The organism is Paenibacillus sp. p3-SID1389 (assembly GCF_025151705.1).
Taxonomy (GTDB): domain Bacteria; phylum Bacillota; class Bacilli; order Paenibacillales; family Paenibacillaceae; genus Fontibacillus; species Fontibacillus phoenicis.
On sequence record NZ_JALXVO010000016.1, the window covers coordinates 36,767 to 53,170 of the forward strand.

Below are 16,404 nucleotides of genomic sequence, written 5' to 3' on the forward strand. Positions count from 1 at the left end.
GCAAACAGCTTTAAGCTGGCGCCACCGACTTCTGCAAGCTTGGGGTTGGAATCCGGATTTGAACCATCGCTCCGCCCAGCCCGGGTGCCGTCCCCAGAGAGATATCCCCGCCAAACCGGGCCACGATGTCGCGCACATGGGATAACCCAATCCCCGTCGCCGCGACGCCTTCCTCATCAAATTTGGTCGTAAAACCCGGTTCAAAGACCAGCTCCCGCTCGTCCTGCGGGAAGCCACTCCCGCTGTCGCTCACCGTGAGCAAGGTCCATCCCGCCTGCTCGCGAACCTCCAAATGAATCTGCCCCTGGCCCTGGATCGCCTCCACCGCATTGGCCGTCAAGTTCCCCAGCAGCGTAAGCAAGGGAATGTAGTTGGCGGTGTCGTAATCCAGGGTGATTTTCTGCGTAAAAACGACCTGCTTTCCCAACATATCGGCATACTGCCGCGTACTGTCGATGGTATATTGGACCAAGCTCGACAACGGCATATCCCCCGGGACTTCGCGGTCCGTCAACTTGATCAGCCCGGCCAAAATCCGCTGCGAATCCTTCTTCACCTCATGGATCTGCTCCGTCATCCCCAAGATGTGACGCTTGTGCTCCTCCAGGCCTTCTTCCGTTAACCGCCGGTACAACTCATAGCTGCGCAAGGTCAGCTCCTCCAGGGTGCCAATGGATTTCTTCAGGTAAAAGACCTCTCCATATAAACCGGAGCTAAAGCTAAGCATCTGCTCAATCCGCCGATTCTGCTCCTTCTGCACGATTCGCATCCGGCTGACGGAAATGCTGCTGTAAATCCCGGTAACAAAATACGTACGCAGCATGGCAATCATCATGAGAAACGTCCACTCGTTCAGTTTAAACGTAGCTGTGCCGGTCACAAGCAACCGAGTCAGCAGCTCCGACTCATTGGACATCAGGTCGATGACCGCGGTCACGGCCCCTAGCACCAAGGGATAGAAGCTGTCCAAACGCCGCTTGATCAGGGTCATCCCTAGGGCGAATACGATATAATACACCGCCGCCGAGCAATGCCTTGTCACGCTTTCAGCCACGGTCAAGCCGTTGCTCAGCACCTGATCCAATCCCGTACGAAACAGCAGCACCACTACGCCGGTTATGACGCCCGTGACGAGATACGGCAACTGCCGCAGCAGCAGCAAAAACAACAAAAACGCGCTGCTCCCCAGACCAATCCGAAAAATATCGCCAACAAACGGATTAATCTTCAGTTCCCCCGCCAAGGCCGTCCCGATCGCAACGACCACAATCTGAACGTAAGCGGATCTTTGAAAGGACTTTATGACAACGCTCCGCATCCCCGCTCCCCCGGATCCCGTGAGTTATTTTGCCCCTTATCGTACCACATCCGGGGAAGGATGACTATGCCTTATATACCATTATATGTTAGTGTTATGTCAGTTGATGCCTAGGCTCGCCGTGCCTCCAATTGCCTTGAGATCACCGAAAGCACAAAGTTGACGGTAAAATAGATCAACGCCACCAGCAGCAGAATCGGTATCGTATACGTGTAGCCGTGACCGATGACAATCCCGGCGTGGTGCATCAGCTCCGGCAAGGAGATAACCACGGCCAGCGACGTGTCCTTGAGCAGCGAGATGAACTGGCTCACTAATGGCGGCACCATCCGCCGCAAGCCTTGGGGCAGCACGATGTGCCATAGTGTCTGCACGGCGCTGAGTCCTGACGAACGGGCCGCTTCGATTTGCCCTTTGTCAATGGAGGCGAGACCGCTGCGCACGATTTCCGAGATCATCGCGGCCTCAAAGATCGTCAGCCCGGTCACCGTCGCGGCCACAAGCCCGAGCTTGATGCCGACCTCCGGCAAGGCAAATCGCATGAAGAAGATGATCAGCAGCAGAGGCAAATTGCGGATGAGCTCGACACCCACCAGCATGATCGGCGACAGCACGGGCAGCTTCGTATACCGAATCACGCCCACGATACAGCCAATCAGGAAGCTTAGCACGATGGACAGCCCGGCGACGATCAACGTCACGTATAGCCCATCCGCCAAGAAGCGCAAATTCTCCGCACTGTACGCCCCCGCAAAATCCATCGAACTTCAGGCCTCCTTTCAGTATTTTTTCTCAAGTCTTCGCTCCCACACCCTCACTCCATAACTTAAAGGCAAGGTCAGCACCAAATAGAACAACGCCACAAAAATATAAGTATCAAACGTCCGGTACGTATCGGCATTCACGATGTCGGCAAAATACATCAGGTCGAGCCCCGCCACGATTGTCAACACCGAGGAGTTTTTGATTAAATTGATAAACTGGTTCCCGAGCGGCGGAATAACCAGCTTGATCGCTTGCGGCAGGATAATATGCAGCATCGTCTGCACGTAGCTCAACCCGGACGAGCGGGCCGCCTCCGTTTGCCCTTGGGGGATGGCCAGAATCCCGGCGCGGATCGCTTCTGCAATGAACGAAGATGTGTATACCGCAAGCCCGATCGTTCCCGCCGTGAAACCGTCAAGCGGTAAACCTAAAGCTGCTGGCCCATAATAGAAAATGTATACGACAAGCAGCAGCGGAATATTGCGGATAAATTCCACGTAACCTGTTCCGAACCAGCGCAGGGGCCGGACGGGGGCGATGCGGAACACAGCGATTAAGGCGCCCAGCACGAAGCTTCCCACCAGCGCCAGCAAGCTGGATAGCACCGTTCCCCGGAACCCTTCCAGGTACACGTCAAAATAATCAGTTAGAATCGTAAAATCCATAACGAATTATTCGCCCGGCTTCTTGCCGATCCATTTTTCGTAAATCTTGTCGTACTCTCCGCTGTCGTGAAGCTCCTTCAATGTATCGTTTATTGCCTGCACAATGTCCGAGTTGCCTTTCTGCACCGCAATGCCGTAAGGTTCATCGGTAAACGGCTTGCCGACCACCTCATAATTCGGATCTTGGGCAGCCATACCGTAAAGAATCGCATCATCCGTTGTCAGCGCATCGCCTTGCCCCGCCTTCAGGGCGTTAAACGCATCCTGATAGTTATCGAACTCCAGCACCTTGATACCTTCCACTTTCTCGCGGATATTTTTCACCGAGGTTGAGCCTTTGCTGCCCAGCACCGTCGAATCGGCCGTCAGGCTTTCGATGCCTGTGATCGGGCTGCCCTTTTTCACCAGCAGCGACTGCCCTGCCTGGAAGTAGACGTCGGAGAAATCGACTTCCTTCTTCCGCTCCTCGGTAATCGTCATCGTAGCTACGATCATATCGATCTCACCGTTATTCAGCATCGGAATCCGCGTCTTCGAAGTGACTTCCTTCAGCTCCAGCGCGTTTTCATCGCCGAGAATGTGCTTGGCGATCGCCTTGGAGATATCGATGTCGAAGCCCTCGACGTTGCCGGTGGACGGGTCTTTGAGACCAAACAGCTTCGTGTCGTACTTCACGCCAACCACCAGTTTGCCGCGATCCTTGATTTTCGCCAAAGCTCCGGTTCCGCTCTCCCCGGTTGCCGGAGCGGCATTCCCGCCGTTCCCGGCTGTGTTGCCGCCTGCCCCATTACTTGCACATCCGGCCAGCACCGTCAACGCACATACCACCGCAATACTGATTAGCCTCCAACGCTTCTTCATTTCTCTTCCTCCCCTTGATTATCGATTAATTTAGTGGCTCAACAGACGGCTCAGGAACGCACGCGTCCGCTCTTCCCGCGGGTTCGCGAAGAACTCCTCCGGCCCTGCTTCCTCCACGATTTGCCCTTGATCCATAAAAACAATCCGGTCCGCCACCTCCCGGGCAAACCCCATCTCATGCGTGACCACCACCATCGTCATGCCTTCGCGGGCGAGCGTCCGCATGACATCCAGCACCTCGCCTACCATTTCCGGATCCAGCGCCGAGGTGGGTTCGTCGAATAGCATAATCTTCGGCTTCATCGCCAGCCCCCGGGCGATCGCCACCCGTTGCCGCTGCCCGCCCGACAGTTGGGACGGATACGCGGACGCCTTATCGGCGATGCCCACCTTCTCCAGATAAAACATCGCCGTCTGCTCAGCTTCCGCTTTGGAGATGCCCAGCACCTTAATTGGCGCCAGCGTGATATTGTCGATCACCTTTTTGTGCGGGTACAAATTAAAGTGCTGAAAGACCATTCCGATATCCCGGCGCAGCTTATTGATATCTGTCTTGCGGTCATGGACCGGGAGGCCGCCTACCGTCAGCTCGCCGTTCGTAATCGTCTCCAGCCGGTTAATGCAGCGCAGCATCGTGCTTTTCCCTGAACCCGACGGGCCAACAACGACCACGACTTCCCCTTCCTCAACTTGTAAATTAATCCCCTTCAGTACATGAAAATGACCAAAATGCTTATCTACCTGTCGAAAGCGAATCAACGGCAGCCCTCCTTTCGACCGCACATCCCTGAAGTCGATGTGAGTAATCGTAACATTTGAACATAACCTTACTTTGGAGACTATAAAAAACTACAATTCCCTACACGCCGACTAGAAAATCGCCCAAAAAAATTTGGGCATCTTCCTCAATCCTGTCGGACAAGCGTTAGTTTTCCTTACAGGAATCTTCCTTGATGGAGTTGAAGGAGTTAAGTTCTACACACGCCAAAAGTTCTAACGCTTGGGTTAGACGCTATTTGCGCTAAAATCGGAGCGTGCAACTTGTAACGCTTATGGGAGAGCTTATTTCGGAGTTTTCTCCCGAAAAAGGCGGCTCCCAACTCAAATAAGCACGCTGGTCAGCGTTAGAAAAAAAATCTAGTGTTTTTCGCCTCAATAAGCTTTCTGGCAAGCGTTAAAACCGATACCCAGCACAACATGCTTCCAACAAGCAAAAAAGCCCAACCGAAATGATTCGGTCAGGCTTCTTGTAACAAGCTGGCTCTTATTATTTCACGACGAGCACCGGGATCCGGGCATGCTGGACGACGTTATGGCTGACGCTGCCAAGCACGAATTCGCGGATGCCGCCCAGTCCGCGGCTGCCAATGACGATCAGATCCGCCCCGCTCTTCTGAGCGTACTCCAGAATCGTCTCTGCCGGAGCCCCTTGAACCATTTCGACTTTAGGCTCCAGACCTGCGGCCACAACGCGTTTCTTCGCTTCCTCTACCGTTCTCTCTGCGAGCTCATAGAAATCCTTGTTCATGGAAGCAGGTACCGGCACAAAGCCCTCGGCCACGTAAAAACGCGGGAAGTCGTACACATGCAGGACCTCCAGCTTGGCTTCGGGCGTCGTTTTGCACAACTCAATGGCTTTGTCCAGCGCTTTGTTTGCTGCTTTCGAACCGTCGTACGCGGCTAAAATCTTATGGAATAGCATGGAAAGCACCTCACTTGTCCCAAGAGTTTATATCATAAAATACCCATAAAGTACGGCGTTGAAAAGAAGCAGCAGCGGAATGCCCACCCGGAAGCTGAAGTGCTTCGTTTTATGGCGTTTGGTATTCATGGCAACCAGTACACCCAGCGCTCCGCCCAGTGCAGCAAGCAGAAACAGCGTTCGCTCCGGGATCCGTTCACGTCTCTGCCTCGCCCGCCTCTTGTCATCGGACATCACCAGATAGGCGACCGCATTGATAAATAGAAACCATACGAGTAACCCCGTCCTCATCTTCGCCGCCCCCTTCGAGCCCATTGCTCGGTTATTGCTTAGTATTTCCTCTTAATGGATAAATCTATTATACCTCAATCCAGAGCAATCGGCATCTTGAAGCCAATACGCCTCATACTAAAGAAAGCTCCCCGAAACGGGGAGCTGCGGACGCATAAACATTAGGATTCGTTCTTTGAAATTCCGTTCAGATTGGGCGCATATTCAGCCTGTTTCTTTGGCTTGGCCGCGATGGATGGTTCCATCAGGCTCGACTTGTTCTGCTGGTTCTCGGTCTTCCGCGCTTTATGATGCGGCACCCTCATCACCTCCGCTACTTAGCGTCCCGTAAATGCTGCCGATTTATTCAGGGTTGGGCTGCCACCATCCTGTGATCGGGGTTAATCGTCGCCCTTTTTCTCCAGCGCCGCCTTCAGCAGTTCACCGAGATTGATGCCGCCGGACTCCTGCTTCTGGGCATACTGCTTCACGAGCCGTTGCTGCTCGCGCTTGCTCATATGCTTATCCTTGTCTTTCCCGAGCACCTCGGTGATCCCGCAGGACAGGCACTGCACATACTTGCCGGCTTTGCCTTCCTTGAGCTCCATCTTCTTGTGGCATTGCGGACAACGACGGTTGGACAGACGTTTCTCGCCGGATCGGCGATAACCGCAATCCTCGCTGGGGCAGACCAGCATCAAGCCGCGCCCGGTCTTCTTCTCAAGCAGCCTTGTCCCGCATTCCGGGCAATGGCTGTTGGAGACGTTATGCGGCTTATACGTCGCATCACTGCGCTTCACGCCTTGCACCAGGTTGATCGCCATCTCACGGATTCCGCTGAGGAACGGCCCCGGCTGACCTTGCCCGCGGGCGATCCGTTCCAGCTCAGCTTCCCAGCGGGCCGTCAGCTCCGGCGTACGCAAATCAGCCGGCGCCAGCTCGATGAGCTGCTTCCCTTTGCCGGTCGGATGCAGGTAATTCCCTTGCCGCTCGATCGTGTCGGAGCTGATCAGCTTCTCGATGATGTCCGCCCGCGTTGCCGGCGTGCCCAGCCCATGCTTCTCCATTTGGGTCAGCAGGGCAGCTTCTGTGTAGCGCTTCGGCGGCTGGGTCCGTCCCGGCGTCACGCGGCAGCGCTGCACCTTCACCGCCTCACCTTGAGTGAGCTCCGGCAGCACGGAGCCGCTCTCGGCATCGTCCTCGCCGCCTTCTTCCTCTTCCATGACCTGCCCGTCATAAACCGCCCGCCATCCGGCATCCTTAATCGTCGTCCCCTTGGCATGCAGCGTCTCCCCCGCAATTTGCACCGTCACGCTAACTTGATCAAACCTTGCCGGCGGATAAAATAAACTGATAAATCGCCGAACAATTAAATCGTAGAGCTTACGTTCATCCGTGTTCAGCGCGTTCAACAGCACCGTTTGTTCCGTTGGAATAATCGCATGGTGGTCGGTGACCTTGCTGTCGTCAACCACCCGCTTGCTCAGATGCAAAGAACCCCGCAGCAACGGCCGCGCCAAACTCGCGTAAGGGCCGACAGCCACACTCGTCAGGCGCTCCTTGAGCGTATCCGTCATATCCGAAGTCAAATACCGCGAATCGGTCCGCGGATACGTTACTAACTTATGCTGCTCGTAGAGCCGTTGCAGCACGTTAGAGGTCTGCTTGGCCGAAAAGCCCAGAAGTCGGTTGGCATCCCGCTGCAGCTCGGTCAAATCGTATGCCAGCGGATGGGGCACGGTTTTTTCATGCTTAACCAGCTTAACGATTTGGCCGGAAGCGCCCTCCAGTTTCTGTTTCAACACATTTAACTTCTCCGGGTCAAAAATACGCGCATCGCCGTTCCCGCCGCGCCATACCGCCTCAAACTTGCCGAAGTCCGCGCGCAGCACATGATACTCCTCCGAGCGGAAGCGGAGAATTTCATTCTCCCGCTGCATGATCATGCCAAGTGTCGGCGTCTGCACCCGTCCAGCCGAGAGTGGCGCGCCAAACTTGGTGGTCAGCGCCCGGGTCACGTTCAGCCCCACCATCCAGTCGGCTTCGGCCCGGCAGCGCGCCGATTGGTACAAGCGCTCATATTGATTGCCCGGCTTCAGCGACGCGAACCCTTCCTTGATCGCTTTGTCCGTTTGCGACGAAATCCACAACCGCTTAAATGGCTTATTCCATTTAGCCATTTCCATGATCCAGCGGGCGAGCAGCTCGCCTTCGCGGGCGGCGTCCGTCGCCACGATCAGCTCGCCGATATCCTGACGGCGCATCAGCTGCTGCACCGCCTTAAACTGGTGGCTGGTCTCGCGCAGCACCTTGAGCTTCATTTTTTCCGGTAAAATCGGCAAATCCTCCAGCGCCCACGTGGCGTATTTCTTATCATAATCCTCCGGCTCGGCCAATCCCACCAGATGGCCTAATGCCCAGGTCACTACATATTTGGACCCTTCAAAATGGCTTTTATGCTTATCCCGGCTGCCGATGACTCGCGCGATCTCTCTGGCAACCGAGGGCTTCTCGGCTAATACCAACGTTTTCATAAGTTCGATCGGACACTCCTTTCCACTGAACCATTATAGCATTCAAGCAACAGTTGCTTGAAATTTAAAACATGATATACTCATGTTTAGTACCAGGTACTAATATCTGATCACAAAAAAATCCTTCTCGACCTAAAGGAGTGATACCGATGGCCATACAAACACCCCCATCCAAGGCCCGCATTACCGCACTTGGAACCTATGTTCCTGAAAAAATCCTGACCAACGCGGATTTGGAGCAGCTCGTGGATACGAGCAACGAGTGGATTGTGCAGCGCACGGGGATTAAGGAAAGACATATTACCGCCGAGAATGAGTTCACCTCCCACCTAAGTATTAAGGCGGTGGAGCGGCTTCGCGAGACGTACAAGACTTCGCTGGACGACGTCGACTTCATCATCACCTCGACGACAACGCCGGATTATTCGTTTCCGACCGTGTCTTGCCGGATTCAGGAGCATTTTGGCATGGAACAGGCGGGAGCGATTGATTTAAACGCAACCTGCGCCGGGTTCGCTTATGCTCTTCATTTGGCGAACGGCATGATCAGCGCCGGTCTGCATCGCAAAATCCTTGTCGTGGCCGGGGAAACGATGTCCAAAATCACCGACTATACCGACCGCAGCACCTGCATCCTGTTCGGGGACGGAGCCGGAGCTGTGCTGGTCGAGGCAACTTCTGAGGCTGAAGCCGAATGGCCGGGTTTCGAATCGTTTGTTCTCGGAACCAACGGCGCCGGCGGCATCCATGTGTACCGCACCGGTCTGTCGGATCAAATGAACGGGCAGCCCCTCGAAGGCAAAGGCAAAATCGTACAAAACGGCCGCGAGGTGTTCAAATGGGCCGTCCGAACCGTGACCGCCGGAATTGAGCAACTGCTGGAGCAGGCGGGTCTGGCTCGCGAGGACATCGACTGGTTTGTGCCGCATAGCGCTAACCTGCGCATGATCGAGTCAATCTGCGAGAAAGCGGATCTCCCTCTCGCCAAAACCCTGCAAAGCGTGCAGGACATGGGAAATACGTCCTCTGCCTCCATCCCGCTGGCGTTGCAGGCCGGCGTTGACGCGGGCCGCTTGAAATATGGCGACCGCGTGCTGGTGTACGGCTTTGGCAGCGGCTTAACCCATGCCGGCTTGATCCTGCGCTGGGGTGCGTGATCTGTCTGTCCGCACGGCCCTTTGCGTCATTATCCCTTTTGGTAAGGGAGTATGCTGGGGCTTCAATTCACTTGACTCTAACTTCTATCTGACCAAACGGGATCATCCTGCAAAGCGCCGGGCGGAAGAGGTGAAGCCTCAGCTCTTCTGCTCCTCTGCTCTTGATCTCCGTTTCGGAGCGTTCCCTTTTCAACCTGCAGGCTTCCAGGTACAATAACAGGAGTCATTCATTACGATCCGTCCCATCTTGTGTCCGAAGGAGATGCCGTACGATGCCTACTCTCAGAGAACTGTTTACCGATCTGGACTTTCAGGAAGCGTTGGACCGGAAGCTGCGCGTCCGCGTATTCCGCGACGATCACATGATCGATAACGGCAGCATTATTGTCCGTTTCACAGATGACACCATTATCACGCAGGCTGGAGTAGACGAGTTGTCCTACCATCCACGCCGGGAATGCCAATTTTTTGAGTTAAAAAAATAACTCCAAGGGACGGCAACCGAGCGAGCTCTCTCCGGGTTCGTCCCTTTCACTTTGGCTGCCCCGCCGTCGGGAGAACCGCATTTTCCGTCTTCATGTTAGGCGTTTCTTTGCCGTAGCGAATAAAGATCCATACGCCGCATAAGATGAGCACGCCCGCCGACAGCTGCAGCGGAGTTAAGCTTTCCTTCAGCAGCAACCAGGCCAGCAGTGAGGCAAATACCGGCTCGCCGAGAACGGCCATTGACACTGCAGAAGCGCTGAGATATTTCATCAGCCAGTTAAACAGATAATGCCCGAATAACGTAGGAACGATCGCCAGCAGAAGGAAAATGCCCCATTCCCTCGGCTCATAGCCGGTAAACCGGATGCCGGCAGCTACGTTGTATACGGCCATTGACGTTCCCGCCACGGCAAACACGAGGAAGTTATAAACAAACGCGCTGATCGTCTGTAGCAGCTGCTTGCCGACCAGGATATGAATCGCGACCGCAATCGTCCCGAGCAGAGAGAGCAAATCTCCGGTCACGGCCTTGCCGGACAAGGCGAAATCTCCGGAGCCGATCGCGATCGAGCCGATGCATGCCAGCGTAATACCGAGGATCATCGCTTTATTGATTTTTGCCCCAAACAAGAAGAACGACCCGAACATCACGATGATGGGCTCCAGTGTCAGAAGGACCGTGGAGCTTGCGACCGTCGTCAAGCGCAGCGAACCCATCCATAGCAGGAAATGCAGCCCCAGCATCAGCCCCGAAAACAAAAGACGCCCCCATTGCTTGCCAGTCAGTCGCGCAATTTCTCCCCGGTAGCGCCACAGCAGCGGCAGCATCAATACGTTCGTGATATACATCCGGTACATGGCAATCACCGACACTTCGGCATTGGACCAGCGGATGAAGATGGAAGAAAACGAGATGGCGATAATGCCGATCACGTAGAGGATTTCATATTTACCCATGGACTTCGTGGTGGTGTGCATATGCGTTAAGGTCCCATCTTTCTCATGAAATTTTGTCACCCGATCGGGCTGCAAACCACTTCATTATAGCGGAGTCACAGCCGTTCCTCAATCGAAAAAATAGACCCTAAGGATCTAGTAGAAGCAGCCCCTAATCTATCGTCAAAAAAAGATGAAGGAGGAGCTTTCTATGAAAAATTTAGATGTTCTGATCGGCGGCAACGACGTGGAATCGCTCATCGCGACCAACCAACGGTTAACGGCAGAACAAGTTCGGGAAATTCGCCGCAGCGGGACATGGCCCAGCGGATATCGCCTGATCTAAGCTTTAGGCTTATAATGGTTCCATATTATGTGTGCAGAGGATGTGTACGCCTTATGGAACCGATCGTATCCAAACGTTGGCTGTTAGCTAGAATGTATGAACCGGATCTCGTCATCGTCGATTGCCGCTTTGAGCTTGGGCAGCCGGAGGCCGGGCGTGCGGCCTACGACGCCGCACATATTCCCGGTGCCGTCTATCTTGATCTGGAACAGGATCTGTCGGCACCGGTCACCACGCATGGCGGGCGTCACCCGCTGCCCGCCCCGGACGAGTTGGCCGCGCGCTTCGCCCGCGCCGGCATCGGCAACGCCACCAGGGTGGTCGCCTACGACGACCAGGGAGGCATGAACGCCTCCCGCCTATGGTGGCTGCTGCGCTGGTTGGGCCATGACGAGGTCTACGTCATGGACGAGGGGTTCGCCGCCTGGCAAGCCGGCGGCTATCCCGTGACCGCAGAGCGGCGGACGATCGTCCCCGCCGCTTTCACCCCCTCGCCCCGGCCGCACCTGCTGGCCGGCGTCGAGGACGTCCGCCGGGCGCTGCGCGATCCCGGCATCCTGCTCGTGGACTCGCGCGCCGCGGATCGCTACGCCGGCTTGCAGGAGCCGCTCGACGTCAAGGCCGGCCACATTCCCGGGGCCATCAACCGGTTTTGGAAGCAGGTGCTGGATGACAGCGGCTCCTGGAAAAGCGAGGGCGAGCTGCGCGAGCAGCTGGCGCCGGTCATCGCCGCCCTCGACGAAGGCCGCGAGGCCATCGTCTACTGCGGCTCCGGCGTGAGCGCTTGCCCGAACGTGCTCGCCCTCTATCGGCTTGGCTACCCGCAGGTCAAACTGTACGCCGGCAGCTGGAGCGACTGGATTTCTTATCCCGAGAACCCCATCGCGACGGGGGAGGAATAAACGCCAGAATATGGGCCTAGGGACTTTACAAGGCTCGATTTTGGGATATAATATAGTTAGAATTCTAACTAAAGAGGTATCTAATCATGCATCCAAGCGAGCCTATTGAGTGGCAATGGGATAAGGGGCCCATTGGCCGACTGGTCAAGACGGGGTATATCACGCTGCGCAGGGAAGTCGAGGAATTGTTACATCCGCTGGGGTTAACACATACGCAATGGAGTGCGCTCGGCGTCATTCGTCAATATCCAGGAATCTCTCCCTCTCAACTGGAGCCGATTCTAATGATTGAACGTCCGAGCGTCACCAGCTTATTAAAAGGGTTGACGAACAAAGGACTCATCCGTTATAAGGACCATCCGCAAGACGGACGCTCTAAGCTGATTTTTTTGACGGAAGCGGGCAGCCAATTGGCGGAAGAGACGCAGCACTTCACGTCAGTTGTAGAAGAGCGAGTTAAAGCGGAGATGACGGCTGAAGAGTTCGACACCTTAAAGTCGCTCCTCACCAAAATGATCCGTACATTTGAAAAGCAGTAGATTTTTATTTGCACCCCTTTTGCGTCTATGTAGTTAGAATTCTAATTAAATTGCACTTAGGAGGCAAAGATGATGAAGAGATGGATGCGTATTGTTGGATGGATCGTCGTGGGTTTGACTTCATTGTTTTATATTCAGAGCGGTATTCAGAAGCTGGCGGGGACTGAAGAGATGATCCGGCACTTTCAAGAGATAGGTTATCCGGATTGGAGTCGAATCCTCATTGGCTTGGTGGAAATAGCAGGCGCGGTACTGCTGGTTTGGCCGCGCTTAACCTTGTACGCCGCGACAGCCCTTGGCCTCCTTATGATTGGCGCCGTAGTTTCCGAACTGTCGGCCGGTCAAGGTTTTGGCACCTTGATGGCTGCCCAGTGGTTGGTCGTATTGGTGCTGATCGCAGGGGTGCGCCTCAGAATTGTTTTCCAATCCAAATCTAAATCTAAGCGTGTTGAAAGCCATGCTTGAACCATTGGGCATAAGAAAAACGTCTATCGACGTACATTCAAAGTAGACAGACCGCGTTTAGCGGAAGTTTTTCTTGCGATATCAGGATGCCAATGCCCCGAAGTTTATACTTTCTGATATCTTAAAAAATGGCGCCAGAAACCGGCGCCTTCACCATTTACAGATCCACTTCTACCATCGACTGGGCGGTCTCCGGATAATCGGTGATGATGCCGTCGATCGGATATTTGAGCACTTCCTTCATGTCCCTCCGGGTATTCACGGTCCACACCCAAACCTCGCGGCCGTCGGCATGGGCCTGGTTCACCAGGAAATCGGTTAACATCACCTGCTCAATCGTATAGAAATCGACGTCGAGCACCGATAGATCTCCGAGGGCGAAGAACAGAATTCGCCCGATCTTGATCTCGGGAGCCAATTCACGGATTCGGCCAAGCACTTCGCCGTCGAAGGATTGCACTCTCACCTCTTCCTCGGCTCCAGCTTCCTTGATGAGGCGGACAACCTCCTCCGCCAGCGCTTCACTAGGGGAGCCGTTGGGCTTCAGGTCCAGCAGCAGCTTGATTCGCCCTTGCGCCTCGGCGAGCACGCTGGACAACGAGGGGATATGTATCGGATAACCGTTCGCATCGATGCCGATGCTCAGTTGCTGCACTTCGTTGAAGCTCATATCCGCGATCCGCTTCCGCAAGCCTGTCATCCGTCGCAGGTCGGAATCGTGGTTTAACACAGCGACGCCATCCTTGGTCAACTGCACGTCCAACTCCACGACTTGAAGGCCTTTGTCGATCGCGGAGATCAGGGCAGGCAGCGAATTTTCCGGAGCATTCGACGTATCCCCGCGATGCACTGCGATCTGCACGTTCCATTTTGCGTAGACGAGACTCTCGTTCGCCCGCAAACCGATCAGCAGCGCTAGCGAAATATAAAGGGCCGCGCTTAGGACATACACCATCCTTTTCCACTTTAGCCCCTTCCACCAATCTACGATCTGGTTCTCCAGACGACCGATTCGGCTGCGGCGCACCTGCAGCTGATCCCTTGGCCGAATCCATTTTAAGCGGCCCAACGCATAATAAAGTCTCGTCAGCACGAACAGGTTGATTGGCAGCAGCAGAAGCTCCAGCAGATAAGCCAGTACCGTCGTAACCGGCAGTGAATAGTGCTGGGACACCAACGCAAGCACATCCAGATCAAGCCAGGAAGGGATGTGCCCAAGGGCAGTCACCACCGCGGAGGTGACCCCGACCACCGTACAGTTAAACAGAAGCAGCGTTCCAAACAGCCGCCACCGCCGACCTTGCGTCAGCTCATGGCTTTGGCGAACCGCCTGCCGGAGATTCATATCCTCGAGCACGATACAATGCAGGACGAAAATCCAGCGGAGCAAAGTATAGAGCAGCCCTGCGATCAGCACGAGATAAGCTACGGTCATGGTGAATGAGGCATCCAGCACTTGATTGTTCAAGAAGATCGGCACGTTAAACAACGCGTAAAACGAAGCCGACAGCGGCGAGTCCACAAACGGAATCAAGAGCAGCAACAACAGCAGCAGCTGGAATACGCCAAACCCGAACAGCTTGGGCATTTTATGCAGCACCGTTAACACAGCATCAGAAATGGCAATCGACTTGCCAAAAAAGCGCTGCTGAATCAGCACGATGAGGACCAACAATTCAATCAGCAGGGTAAAAGAGGCAACAAGCCCGATGAGAGTCAGTCCCGCCATACCTTTATAGCTCAACCCGATCCGGTAAACCTCCCCGTTCAACAGGGAACCGGAGCCGACCACCCGGAGAACCCGGTTGAACAGGAACGTCGTAACCGGCAGGACAAAGACGCTTGTGGCCAGCATATACAGCAGTTGAAACAGCAGCAGCTTACCGGAATACTTGCGGAAGTCACGGATGCTTCTGCCGATCAGTTTAAGCATGGACCCCCTTCCCTGTTCCATCAGGTCCACCGCGCAGCCCAAACCTTCATCTCATGACATATGACATGCAAGTCCATCCCCTTCGGCGTAAGCGTGTATTCGACCGTCACGGGAACGGTAGGATACACTGTACGCTCCAGTACGCCCTTCTCCTCCAGATGGCGCAACGTACTGGTTAACGCCCGTGGACTCACTTGAGGGATTCGGCGTTGCAGCTCCCCAAAGCGCAGCGTCCCTCCAAACAGCTCGCGGATCACGAGGAACGCCCATTTTCCTCCGAGGACGTCCAACGTTTTTTCGATATTGCATTCGATATGCTCCGGCGTTTTCGGAATGTAATTGCTAGCCTTGCGGATGCTGTTCATTCGTAAAAACCTCCCCTGGAAGTGTTGCTTTAGTGATGTATAAGAGTTGCTATTTCAGGCGATATAGGTTCGTTATAGGGCGCTATACTTTTTATAGTAAGTATCACAGATATAATTTAGTGAAGGAGTTTTCACTTCTTTCAATTGTATATGAACTTTTATAGAATGAAAATGGTTCCAACACAAATGCTCAAGGAGGATGATGAAACATGGAATATAGAAGACTAGGCGGAAGCGGCCTCAAAGTCAGTGAAATCAGCTTGGGAAGCTGGCTGACTTACGGCGGGTACGTCGAACGTGAAAACGCGGAGAAATCGATCAAAACCGCTTACGATCTAGGGATCAACTTCTTTGACACCGCCAATGTATACGAAAAAGGGGCCGCCGAAGAGCTGGTGGGCAAAGCGCTTAAAGCTTACCCCCGGGAATCCTATGTATTGGCTACGAAAGCGTTCTGGCCGATGGGGGATGGACCTAACGATCGCGGTTTGTCGCGGAAGCACGTCATGGAGCAGGTCCATGCCAGCCTGAAGCGTCTTGGCCATGATTATATCGATATCTTTTATTGCCACCGTCACGATCCGGAGACACCGCTTTACGAAACGCTGCGCACGATCGATGACCTGATCCGTCAAGGCAAAATCCTGTACGCCGGCGTCAGCGAATGGCAAGCCTCACAAATTGCGGAAGCTGTTGGCTTGGCCGATCGTTACCTGCTGGATCGCATCGTCGTGAATCAGCCGGTATATAACATGTTTAATCGTTATATCGAGAAGGAAGTCATCCCGGTCAGCGAACGTCACGGCATCGGCCAGGTGGTCTTCTCTCCGCTGGCTCAAGGTCTGCTAACCGGTAAATATACCTCTGCAACCGATATTCCGCAGGACAGCCGTGCAGCCAAGCTGGAATGGGTTCGCAAAGGCATTACGGAAGAGAACATCGCCAAGGTGAAGCAGCTTGAGGGAATTGCCGCTGAACTTGGCATCACGGTAGGTAACCTGGCCCTGGCTTGGATTTTGCGCCAAAACAACGTGGCCAGCGCACTGGTTGGCGCCAGCCGTCCGGAACAGGTGATCGAGAACGCCAAAGCTTCCGGCATCAAACTAAGCGAGGACGTGCTGACGCGGATCGAAGAGATTCTGAACTGAGAAGGAGTCGAA

At 54.5% G+C, this 16,404-nt stretch carries 19 protein-coding genes; 7 read left to right on the top strand and 12 right to left on the bottom strand.

The genetic code is table 11. The features are described from left to right. Positions 1–10 precede the first annotated feature (10 nt). The 9 genes from M3G15_RS08985 to M3G15_RS09025 all read right to left on the bottom strand — a co-directional run bounded on the left by M3G15_RS08985 (position 11) and on the right by M3G15_RS09025 (position 8,115). On the bottom strand, positions 11–1,318 hold the full coding sequence (locus M3G15_RS08985; RefSeq protein ID WP_260070684.1) for an ATP-binding protein: 1,308 nt from the start codon (positions 1,316–1,318) through the stop codon (positions 11–13). Between the two features lie 110 nt (positions 1,319–1,428). Then, complete coding sequence (locus tag M3G15_RS08990) at positions 1,429–2,079, bottom strand: amino acid ABC transporter permease (RefSeq protein WP_009224515.1); 651 nt, start codon at positions 2,077–2,079, stop codon at positions 1,429–1,431. An 18-nt stretch (positions 2,080–2,097) separates the two neighbouring features. Beyond that, positions 2,098–2,748 carry an amino acid ABC transporter permease gene (locus M3G15_RS08995; RefSeq protein WP_009224514.1) on the bottom strand — a complete coding sequence of 217 codons (651 nt, stop codon included), beginning with the start codon at positions 2,746–2,748 and terminating at the stop codon, positions 2,098–2,100. Between the two features lie 6 nt (positions 2,749–2,754). Then, entirely contained in the window at positions 2,755–3,609 is an 855-nt protein-coding gene (locus M3G15_RS09000) for a glutamate ABC transporter substrate-binding protein (protein ID WP_260070685.1), read from the bottom strand. Positions 3,610–3,639: 30 nt separating this feature from the next. Further along, positions 3,640–4,368, bottom strand: coding sequence for an amino acid ABC transporter ATP-binding protein (locus M3G15_RS09005; protein WP_036644873.1), 729 nt, complete (start codon positions 4,366–4,368; stop codon positions 3,640–3,642). 508 nt (positions 4,369–4,876) lie between these two features. Further along, entirely contained in the window at positions 4,877–5,311 is a 435-nt protein-coding gene (locus M3G15_RS09010; RefSeq protein WP_009224511.1) for a universal stress protein, read from the bottom strand. Positions 5,312–5,338: 27 nt separating this feature from the next. After that, positions 5,339–5,602 carry a DUF1294 domain-containing protein gene (locus M3G15_RS09015; protein ID WP_036644872.1) on the bottom strand — a complete coding sequence of 88 codons (264 nt, stop codon included), beginning with the start codon at positions 5,600–5,602 and terminating at the stop codon, positions 5,339–5,341. A 161-nt stretch (positions 5,603–5,763) separates the two neighbouring features. Beyond that, entirely contained in the window at positions 5,764–5,901 is a 138-nt protein-coding gene (locus M3G15_RS09020; protein WP_198136182.1) for a hypothetical protein, read from the bottom strand. 81 nt (positions 5,902–5,982) lie between these two features. Further along, positions 5,983–8,115 (bottom strand): DNA topoisomerase III, encoded by a 2,133-nt coding sequence (locus M3G15_RS09025; RefSeq protein WP_009224508.1) that lies wholly within the window; start codon positions 8,113–8,115, stop codon positions 5,983–5,985. Between the two features lie 149 nt (positions 8,116–8,264). Here M3G15_RS09025 and M3G15_RS09030 point away from each other — a divergent pair, with 149 nt between their 5' ends. Beyond that, positions 8,265–9,272 (top strand): ketoacyl-ACP synthase III, encoded by a 1,008-nt coding sequence (locus M3G15_RS09030; protein ID WP_260070686.1) that lies wholly within the window; start codon positions 8,265–8,267, stop codon positions 9,270–9,272. 272 nt (positions 9,273–9,544) lie between these two features. Continuing rightward, the gene (locus tag M3G15_RS09035; protein WP_009224505.1) at positions 9,545–9,757 is read left to right on the top strand and encodes a hypothetical protein; all 213 of its coding nucleotides are present in this window, start codon (positions 9,545–9,547) and stop codon (positions 9,755–9,757) included. A 46-nt stretch (positions 9,758–9,803) separates the two neighbouring features. On the opposite strand, the gene M3G15_RS09040 is transcribed toward M3G15_RS09035, so the two are convergent. Further along, the gene (locus tag M3G15_RS09040; protein WP_260070707.1) at positions 9,804–10,736 is read right to left on the bottom strand and encodes a DMT family transporter; all 933 of its coding nucleotides are present in this window, start codon (positions 10,734–10,736) and stop codon (positions 9,804–9,806) included. A 169-nt stretch (positions 10,737–10,905) separates the two neighbouring features. Between M3G15_RS09040 and M3G15_RS09045 the strand changes: the two genes are divergently transcribed. The 4 genes from M3G15_RS09045 (at position 10,906) to M3G15_RS09060 (ending at position 12,946) form a co-directional block, all read left to right on the top strand. Next, entirely contained in the window at positions 10,906–11,040 is a 135-nt protein-coding gene (locus M3G15_RS09045; RefSeq protein ID WP_260070709.1) for a hypothetical protein, read from the top strand. 53 nt (positions 11,041–11,093) lie between these two features. Further along, positions 11,094–11,942, top strand: a complete 849-nt coding sequence (locus M3G15_RS09050; RefSeq protein ID WP_260070687.1) for a sulfurtransferase — start codon at positions 11,094–11,096, stop codon at positions 11,940–11,942. A gap of 86 nt (positions 11,943–12,028) precedes the next feature. Further along, positions 12,029–12,481, top strand: coding sequence for a MarR family winged helix-turn-helix transcriptional regulator (locus M3G15_RS09055; protein ID WP_009224501.1), 453 nt, complete (start codon positions 12,029–12,031; stop codon positions 12,479–12,481). A gap of 72 nt (positions 12,482–12,553) precedes the next feature. After that, complete coding sequence (locus M3G15_RS09060; RefSeq protein WP_260070688.1) at positions 12,554–12,946, top strand: DoxX family protein; 393 nt, start codon at positions 12,554–12,556, stop codon at positions 12,944–12,946. Positions 12,947–13,103: 157 nt separating this feature from the next. On the opposite strand, the gene M3G15_RS09065 is transcribed toward M3G15_RS09060, so the two are convergent. Further along, the gene (locus tag M3G15_RS09065; RefSeq protein WP_260070689.1) at positions 13,104–14,879 is read right to left on the bottom strand and encodes a glycerophosphodiester phosphodiesterase; all 1,776 of its coding nucleotides are present in this window, start codon (positions 14,877–14,879) and stop codon (positions 13,104–13,106) included. Positions 14,880–14,899: 20 nt separating this feature from the next. Beyond that, positions 14,900–15,244, bottom strand: a complete 345-nt coding sequence (locus M3G15_RS09070; protein WP_009224498.1) for a winged helix-turn-helix transcriptional regulator — start codon at positions 15,242–15,244, stop codon at positions 14,900–14,902. A gap of 209 nt (positions 15,245–15,453) precedes the next feature. Between M3G15_RS09070 and M3G15_RS09075 the strand changes: the two genes are divergently transcribed. Continuing rightward, complete coding sequence (locus M3G15_RS09075; RefSeq protein ID WP_009224497.1) at positions 15,454–16,392, top strand: aldo/keto reductase family protein; 939 nt, start codon at positions 15,454–15,456, stop codon at positions 16,390–16,392. Positions 16,393–16,404: the final 12 nt, after the last annotated feature.

Coding starts and splice junctions, on each gene's coding strand:
- M3G15_RS09040 (WP_260070707.1), bottom strand. CDS start 10,736: ATGCACACCACCACGAAGTCCATGGGTAAATATGAAATCCTCTACGTG.
- M3G15_RS09030 (WP_260070686.1), top strand. CDS start 8,265: ATGGCCATACAAACACCCCCATCCAAGGCCCGCATTACCGCACTTGGA.
- M3G15_RS09050 (WP_260070687.1), top strand. CDS start 11,094: ATGGAACCGATCGTATCCAAACGTTGGCTGTTAGCTAGAATGTATGAA.
- M3G15_RS08990 (WP_009224515.1), bottom strand. CDS start 2,079: ATGGATTTTGCGGGGGCGTACAGTGCGGAGAATTTGCGCTTCTTGGCG.
- M3G15_RS09075 (WP_009224497.1), top strand. CDS start 15,454: ATGGAATATAGAAGACTAGGCGGAAGCGGCCTCAAAGTCAGTGAAATC.
- M3G15_RS09070 (WP_009224498.1), bottom strand. CDS start 15,244: ATGAACAGCATCCGCAAGGCTAGCAATTACATTCCGAAAACGCCGGAG.
- M3G15_RS09000 (WP_260070685.1), bottom strand. CDS start 3,609: ATGAAGAAGCGTTGGAGGCTAATCAGTATTGCGGTGGTATGTGCGTTG.
- M3G15_RS09045 (WP_260070709.1), top strand. CDS start 10,906: ATGAAAAATTTAGATGTTCTGATCGGCGGCAACGACGTGGAATCGCTC.
- M3G15_RS09065 (WP_260070689.1), bottom strand. CDS start 14,879: ATGCTTAAACTGATCGGCAGAAGCATCCGTGACTTCCGCAAGTATTCC.
- M3G15_RS08985 (WP_260070684.1), bottom strand. CDS start 1,318: ATGCGGAGCGTTGTCATAAAGTCCTTTCAAAGATCCGCTTACGTTCAG.
- M3G15_RS09010 (WP_009224511.1), bottom strand. CDS start 5,311: ATGCTATTCCATAAGATTTTAGCCGCGTACGACGGTTCGAAAGCAGCA.
- M3G15_RS09025 (WP_009224508.1), bottom strand. CDS start 8,115: ATGAAAACGTTGGTATTAGCCGAGAAGCCCTCGGTTGCCAGAGAGATC.
- M3G15_RS09055 (WP_009224501.1), top strand. CDS start 12,029: ATGCATCCAAGCGAGCCTATTGAGTGGCAATGGGATAAGGGGCCCATT.
- M3G15_RS08995 (WP_009224514.1), bottom strand. CDS start 2,748: ATGGATTTTACGATTCTAACTGATTATTTTGACGTGTACCTGGAAGGG.
- M3G15_RS09015 (WP_036644872.1), bottom strand. CDS start 5,602: ATGAGGACGGGGTTACTCGTATGGTTTCTATTTATCAATGCGGTCGCC.
- M3G15_RS09035 (WP_009224505.1), top strand. CDS start 9,545: ATGCCTACTCTCAGAGAACTGTTTACCGATCTGGACTTTCAGGAAGCG.
- M3G15_RS09060 (WP_260070688.1), top strand. CDS start 12,554: ATGAAGAGATGGATGCGTATTGTTGGATGGATCGTCGTGGGTTTGACT.